The organism is Thalassobacillus devorans MSP14, from assembly GCF_000496835.1.
GTDB classification, from domain to species: domain Bacteria; phylum Bacillota; class Bacilli; order Bacillales; family Halobacillaceae; genus Thalassobacillus; species Thalassobacillus devorans_B.
The window spans coordinates 981,831-989,170 of record NZ_KI543236.1 but is presented as its reverse complement, the minus strand read 5'-3'; the positions used below and the strand labels follow the sequence as shown (position 1 = coordinate 989,170).

Annotated in this window: 7 protein-coding genes; all 7 read right to left on the bottom strand. The window is 44.0% G+C overall.

The window, feature by feature from the left end:
- Positions 1-580: 580 nt before the first annotated feature.
- The 7 genes from sigG to P855_RS0105875 all read right to left on the bottom strand — a co-directional run bounded on the left by sigG (position 581) and on the right by P855_RS0105875 (position 7,340).
- Positions 581-1,360, bottom strand: coding sequence for an RNA polymerase sporulation sigma factor SigG (gene sigG / locus P855_RS0105905; protein WP_028782697.1), 780 nt, complete (start codon positions 1,358-1,360; stop codon positions 581-583).
- 118 nt (positions 1,361-1,478) lie between these two features.
- The gene (gene sigE / locus P855_RS0105900) at positions 1,479-2,198 is read right to left on the bottom strand and encodes an RNA polymerase sporulation sigma factor SigE (RefSeq protein ID WP_028782696.1); all 720 of its coding nucleotides are present in this window, start codon (positions 2,196-2,198) and stop codon (positions 1,479-1,481) included.
- Positions 2,199-2,215: 17 nt separating this feature from the next.
- On the bottom strand, positions 2,216-3,130 hold the full coding sequence (gene spoIIGA / locus P855_RS0105895; RefSeq protein ID WP_051353104.1) for a sigma-E processing peptidase SpoIIGA: 915 nt from the start codon (positions 3,128-3,130) through the stop codon (positions 2,216-2,218).
- Between the two features lie 387 nt (positions 3,131-3,517).
- Positions 3,518-4,684, bottom strand: coding sequence for a cell division protein FtsZ (gene ftsZ, locus P855_RS0105890; RefSeq protein ID WP_028782694.1), 1,167 nt, complete (start codon positions 4,682-4,684; stop codon positions 3,518-3,520).
- Positions 4,685-4,758: 74 nt separating this feature from the next.
- On the bottom strand, positions 4,759-6,063 hold the full coding sequence (gene ftsA / locus P855_RS0105885) for a cell division protein FtsA (protein WP_028782693.1): 1,305 nt from the start codon (positions 6,061-6,063) through the stop codon (positions 4,759-4,761).
- Positions 6,064-6,246: 183 nt separating this feature from the next.
- Positions 6,247-6,615: a small basic family protein gene (locus P855_RS0105880; protein WP_028782692.1), complete on the bottom strand. Its 369-nt coding sequence runs from the start codon at positions 6,613-6,615 to the stop codon at positions 6,247-6,249.
- Positions 6,615-7,340 (bottom strand): DUF881 domain-containing protein, encoded by a 726-nt coding sequence (locus P855_RS0105875; protein WP_051353103.1) that lies wholly within the window; start codon positions 7,338-7,340, stop codon positions 6,615-6,617. The genes P855_RS0105880 and P855_RS0105875 overlap by 1 nt, the downstream gene beginning before the upstream one ends.

Below are 7,340 nucleotides of genomic sequence, written 5' to 3'. Positions count from 1 at the left end.
TACTCAGTTTCGAGAGAAACTGTTTCCGTTATGGCGATAAGCGTTTGGAGGTCCGGGAAATCACTCGCTTTCCATGGGGGTACGGTGAGCTTCCTCAGGCTCCGCCTTGCGGGATCTCACCATGTACTCTACTCCCATAGGAGTCTCGCAATTTCCCGGCCCTCCTTGCATTTGTAAGACTAACGGAAACATTGGCAGGCAGAGTCAACCAACCATACTAATAGCTACAAAGATGCCTTGTTTGGCGATCAAATGTGGAAGACATCTTTATGTATGGCAGGGGTTCGTTTCTCCTATCCTTCGGATGAGGTGGTTGGGAAACTGCGAGACTCCCGCGGGAGAAGGAGCTAGGCAAGATCCCGCAGGGCTTTGAGCCCGAGGAAGTTTGCCAGGTCCCCCGCAGGAAAGCGAGTAGTTTCCAAGCCACCCCTGACTCTATTTTAGTAAAGAACCCCTTTTCCCTTGAAACTGAGTCTTCCACAATCCGGCCCTTTTGTTGAATACATCCCTTAGGAACGTATTAAGAAAGCCAAAATAAAAAAGTGCACCGGGGTCCGGTGCACTTTATGAATAGCTAGGTTTATTCAAACATGGTTGTGTTCATTTCTTTGATAGCTGCTTTCTCAAGCCTGGAAACCTGTGCTTGCGAAATTCCAATCTCATCCGCTACTTCCATTTGCGTTTTTCCCTGGAAGAAACGTTTCGTTAAAATCATTTTTTCACGCTCATTTAACCGTTTCATGCCCTCTCTAAGAGATAATTCATCAAGCCAGACCGAATCTTTATGCTTTTCGTCTTTCAATTGATCCATAACGAAAATCGGATCTCCTCCGTCATTGTAGATCGGTTCAAACAAGGACACGGGATCCTGGATGGCATCCATAGCGAATACGACATCTTCATGGGGTACTCCCATTTCCTTGGCTATTTCAGCCGGTGCCGGATCCTTTGACCGTTCACTGATTAACTTTTCCCGCATCTGCAAGGCTTTGTAGGCTGTATCACGCAAAGAACGCGATACACGGATCGGGTTGTTATCCCGCAGGTACCTGCGGATTTCCCCGATGATCATCGGAACAGCGTAAGTGGAAAACTTTACATTATGGCTTAAATCAAAATTATCAATTGATTTCATTAGACCAATACAACCTACCTGGAAAAGATCATCCACGTACTCTCCCCGGTTATTGAACCGCTGAATGACACTCAATACCAGTCGTAAGTTGCCATTGACTAGTTCCTCCCTGGCAGATCGGTCTCCATTTTGCATTCTTTTGAACAAAATACGCATTTCATCATTTTTAAGTACTGGAAGCTTAGATGTATCTACACCACATATTTCAACTTTATGTCTAGTCACGGTATTTTACCCTCCCAGGAAGCTATTCACGTTTCAGTATCTCCCCGGGCTGGGAATTATATGCATATCCTAAAAGAACAAAACGACGAACATATGTTTGGAAAAGTCTTAAAAAATCCTATACCATCTTGTTAAATTCACGCTTCAATCTTTTTATAATTTTTTTCTCAAGCCGTGAAATATAGGACTGTGATATACCGAGCATGTCGGCAACATCTTTTTGGGTCTTTTCTTCTTTATCTACTAGACCGAATCGCAATTCCATGATTTGTTTTTCCCTGTCGTTCAGCTGTTCTAATGCTTTTTTCAGTAATCGCTTGTCGACTTTGTCTTCGATGTCTTTGGTAATGATATCTTCCTCCGTACCGAGAATATCAGACAAGAGCAGTTCGTTTCCATCCCAATCGACGTTCAACGGTTCATCAAAGGATACTTCTGACTTCAATTTGTTACTTTTACGAAGGTGCATGAGGATTTCGTTTTCGATACAGCGCGAGGCGTAAGTAGCAAGCTTGATTTTCTTTTCTGGGTTAAAGGTGTTAACGGCTTTGATTAATCCAATTGTGCCGATGCTGATCAAGTCCTCGATATTCAAACCGGTATTTTCAAATTTTCGTGCAATGTAGACGACCAGCCGCAGATTACGTTCAATCAACATCGCCCTTGCTGCTTTATCCCCTTTTGGCAGCCGCTTTAACAGTTCTGCCTCTTCTTCCCTTGATAACGGAGGGGGAAGCGCTTCACTTCCTCCTATGTAATAAATTTCATTCGTTTTCAGGCCTAGTTTCAATAAGATTCGATAGTACCAAAGCCGTAATTTCAATTTCCATTTGCTCATATCATAACCCCTTCCTTTCAAGCTACTTTTCCTTTTTGCATCATTTCCGGGTGAAGCAGCACATGATAGCTGTCATCCTCTGTCAATCTGCCGAACTGCAGACCAAGCAGGGGAGCATGCATGCTGATTTTTTTCTTGTCATCACTAACTAGTTCGATTTTGTCTAATTGTATGGCCAGCATTAATTTTCTTTCCCCACTGGCACCCTTGTATGGTACGAAGTGGATGAATTCCTGGAGTGATTCGGGAATCAGGTTGATATCATAGCTTTCTTCTACCTCTTTTAGCTCAGACCATTCCTTCTCGGAAATAAATGATTGGAATACCTCTTCATCTCCCAGAAAAACGAGCTTGTTTGTTAATGGGTCGCTCAAATGGTTTCCGCTATCCACCAAGCCGGTGGAAACAGCTCTTTTTCCGTTCCACTCCAAAACAACGTCATAAATTTCCTCGTATTTCAGTTTCAATATGGCAATCCGTTGTAAGCGTTGCTTAGTAAACCACCAGGCAATAGGAAATCCGATAATCACAAACATCCAGCTGATGGGGTCACCATAGCCAGTAGAGAATGTGACCATACCCGGCGAAGACATCTGCACATTCATACTCAAGAAGAAATGACTGGCGAACAGAGCGCCTCCAATCGTAAAAGTGACAAAATAGAAACTGGTCAAATTACGTAAAAAAACCGATATCGATTTATAAGGGAATGCCGCTAATATGATAACCATCGAATAAGCGAATTTACTTAACGGAGTTACAATCCATGAGCCAGAAAAAAATATTGTCAGAGGTACGATAAGGGAGGCGATCAGAGCAGCTAACATAATCCTTCGCATCGTTGTGTAAGACTTTGTGACTGCCTGCGTTATAATCAGAATCATTCCATCTACTAAAAAATTGAGCAGCCATACGGCATCGAGATAGATCATCACCTCTTTCTCCTTTTCTCAATAAATAGTGATACCAAGTATAAGACATGCTGTTCCTAAAAGTCTGTCACATTCTGCAAAGGCAGGAAGACTTTTTTTAGCCGATTTTGTCGCTGTACTGTATACATCGTTTCTACACTCGGGGCTTATGCGTGTCGAAATGTAAAAAGACTTCCTGTTATTGAACAGGAAGTCTTCAGGGGAAAACGTAAGGAGAGTACCAGGGACTCCAACGGCATACGAAATAACATTGGCTGCGCCTAACATGTGGGGCATATGAGCTAATACAGCCTTTCATGAAAAGGGTCACTCTCATTCTCGAACAGGTATGGATAAAATGACAGAGAGCCTCCTGCTGAATGGTAGGAGGCTCTCTCATTATTGTTACTATCGTCTACGGTTGCGGTTTCTTAAGAATGTCGGGATATCCAATGTGTCTTCTTCTTGATTACCACCACGCTGTTGGGATGGCATTTCCTGTTGGCGTGGTTCTTCTCTTCTTCTCTCGAGACGGTCTGGCTGTTGTGGCTGCTGATTAACGCCGCCTCCACCCATTTGGCCAAGAGCCGGACGCTGTTTATTCTGGCTCTGGCTCAATTGAGCTTCATCGAAACCAGTTGCAATTACAGTTACGACAATTTCATCTTTCAGGTTCTCATTGATTACGGAACCGAAGATGACGTTCACTTCCTGATCGGCTGCTGAAGTTACGATATCAGCTGCTTCTTGAACTTCATACAAACTTAAATTAGAACCGCCGGTGATATTCATCAATACACCATGCGCGCCATCAATAGATGTTTCCAGTAGTGGGGAAGATATCGCTTTTTTAGCAGCCTCCACAGCACGGCTTTCGCCTGTTGCAATTCCAATTCCCATCAAAGCAGACCCTTTATCCATCATGATCGTCTTAACGTCTGCAAAGTCAACATTGATCAGACCTGGGACTGCAATCAAGTCAGAGATACCTTGTACACCTTGACGAAGCACGTTATCTGCTTCACGGAATGCTTCAAGCATCGGTGTATTCTTATCGACGATTTCCAATAGCCGGTCATTTGGAATAACAATCAACGTATCGACTGCGCTTTTCAGGCCATCAATACCGCCTGTCGCCTGTACAGACCGCTTCTTGCCTTCGAATGTGAATGGGCGTGTAACCACACCAACAGTCAATGCTCCCAGTTCTTTTGCCACATTGGCAATTACAGGTGCTGCACCAGTCCCGGTGCCTCCACCCATACCAGCTGTAACAAACACCATGTCTGCTCCTTGCAAGGCTTCTTCCAGCTGTTCCTTACTTTCTTCCGCAGCCTTTTTACCCACTTCAGGGTTGGCTCCTGCGCCAAGTCCACGGGTCAGCTTACCTCCGATTTGCATTTTCACTTCTGCTTTAGAGAGGTTCAACGCCTGGGCGTCCGTGTTGACTGCGATGAATTCTACACCCTGCACTCCATGTTCAATCATTCGGTTGACAGCGTTACTTCCGCCGCCACCGACTCCAATAACTTTTATTGTTGCCAATTGGTCCATGCTTGTATCAAAATCTAACATTATTCGTTCCTCCCAGTTCAAAGATTACGAGACTTATTTTAGCTTCCATTCGTCGGTTATGAAGGAAACGTTGTTTAGTCGAAAAAGTATTTCAGTAGATTGGATAATCCTGATTCTTTTTTCTCTTTTTCTTCCTTAACAGGTTTTTCCTGTGGCTCTTGTTGTTTGACGGAACTTCGCTTCTGCTTTTTCGGTCTCGGCTGCTGACCATCTGCCATTTGCACAGATGGAAAAATCTCTTTTCCTTGTATTTTCGCATTACGATAAGCGAATTGCAAGATACCGACACCACTTGTAAATTGAGGTTCACGGACCCCGATATAATCCGGGATCGCCAGTCGGATATTTGCATGGAAGATATCCTGTGCCAATTCCATAACACCAGGCATGCTCATCGTGCCGCCTGTCAGTACGAAACCTCCAGGAAGATCTTTTACTCCCATCCGGTGAATTTCCTGTGCTGCAAAAACATAAATCTCTTCCAGTCTAGCTTCAATCATATCAGATAATTGCAATTGATTGAATGTTTGTTTTCGATTACTTCCGATAATTGTTACTTCGAACTGTTCTTCTTCCCGGGCATCATCGAAAAAAGCATGACCATGCTCGAGTTTGATTTCCTCTGCTTCTTCGGTAGAAGTTCTCAGACCGATAGATAAGTCTTTCGTAATATTATCTCCGCCTAAAGCGGTCATGCTTGTCCCTTTCAGATGTCCATCTTCAAAGACAGAAACTGTCGTGCTTCCACCTCCGATATCAATTAACGCAACACCAAGGTTCTTCTCATCATCAGATAATGCCACTGTACCTGCAGCAAGCGGCTGGAGACAGATATCCAATACCTGCAGTTCAGCTCTTTCCACACACTTCAGCAAGTTATGTAGCACCGTTTTGGAACAGGTGATAATAGTCCCTTCCATTTCCAGACGGACCCCGATCATGCCACGGGGATCTGTAATTTCATCCTGTCCATCTACAATAAACTGTTTAGGAATGACATCGATGATTTCACGTTCCGGAGGTATGGAAATGACCTGGGCGGCGTCGATGACGCGTTTGATGTCTTCATTTCCAATCTCCCTGTCGTCGCTGGATACAGCTACCACGCCATGACATGGCTGGAGCTGGATATGGTTCCCGTTCACACCGACAACGACACGATCTATTTTCATATCAACCATTCTTTCCGCCTGCTCGACTGCCGAACGGATAGACTGGACCGTCTGGTCGATATCTACAATTGCTCCTTTTTTCATACCATTTGATTTTGCGGTACCCACTCCGATGATATTCAGGGAATCGTTTAAGATTTCCCCGATGATCACTTTGATGCGGGTGGTTCCGATATCTAAACTTACTAGAATTTCATTCTGATTCAAAAGCGATGCACCTCCTGCACTAAAGGCATATGAATAGTTCAAATATTATCGAATATAAGAAGAAAATACAATCCATTTCACCTTTCGTAAATAGATTGATATATTATGTGGTCCTTTTCACTCACATAACTGGAAATAGAATCAATTCATGTTCTGTTTCCACAAAAAGATATGATAATCCTCTTATTTTCCTGTATTTTTTTTCAGTTTGTTCGAATTACGCAGATTGGTTATTAAATGTCTTCGGATAATCGCTATATTCTGGAATAAACGGACCCCGAAAGCGAATACAGCCGCCAGATACAGATCGATACCAAGCTGTACCCCTAAAAATGCCAACAAGGCCGCTAATGCTACGTTGGAAAAGAAACCAGTCAAGAATACAATGTCATCAAATTTCTTTTCTAACTGGGCCCGAATACCACCCAGCAATGTATCGAAAGCGGCAAGTACCGCTATGGTCAAGTAATCGGTGTATGCATCCGGTACCCGTATGTCCGTCAACAGACCCAGAATAATCCCGACCAATAAAAATGCTATCGGCAGCCACATTAGTTTTCACCTGTTTCTTTACTGGAATCAAACTCCAATATTCCCAGCTGGAGGCTATCTTCATAGCCAGGAAGCTTCAAATTATTTTCTGCCTCCACAACCATGGAGATATCATCAAGCGCGAACATGTCCCGGGAGCGGCTGGCATTTACATAATCAAGCATCTTTTGGGGATTACTTGTGAGGACTTTTATTACCACAGGTAAAGGCTGCATGGGCCGGTTATTCACATAAGTATCTCCGTTTACATTTCTGATGGGAGAGATACTGACCAGCCTCTCCTCCCCTACTGCTATTCCTTCGGATCCGAATGTATTCAATTCATTGATCAGATGCGTCAATAGAGAAGGACTCACCGTCGGATAGGCAGGGGCCCCTTCCTCCCACTCCTGGAAAATCGGCTCGAGCTTTATGGTGATGCCGCTGCCCTCCAGTGTGGTCAACCCCGCTTGCTGCTCTAATTGCTCTATAGATTCTTTCAGTGTTTCCAGCTTCTCTTCATCAGAAACTTCGTCATACTCTTCCAGCATACGATCCGCCCGGGTTATCTGTTCCAGTAATTCCTGCTGTACCTTTTGCTGCTCCTGTAGTTCCTGTCTGACTTCCCATTGATCGCGTGTATCACGAAATTCAGGTTCTGAGGAGGCTGTTTGAAATTGAATGGCAGCCATGAAGCCGACTATTGCGAATATGATTGACATGAGCCATTTATTACGCTTACTCAC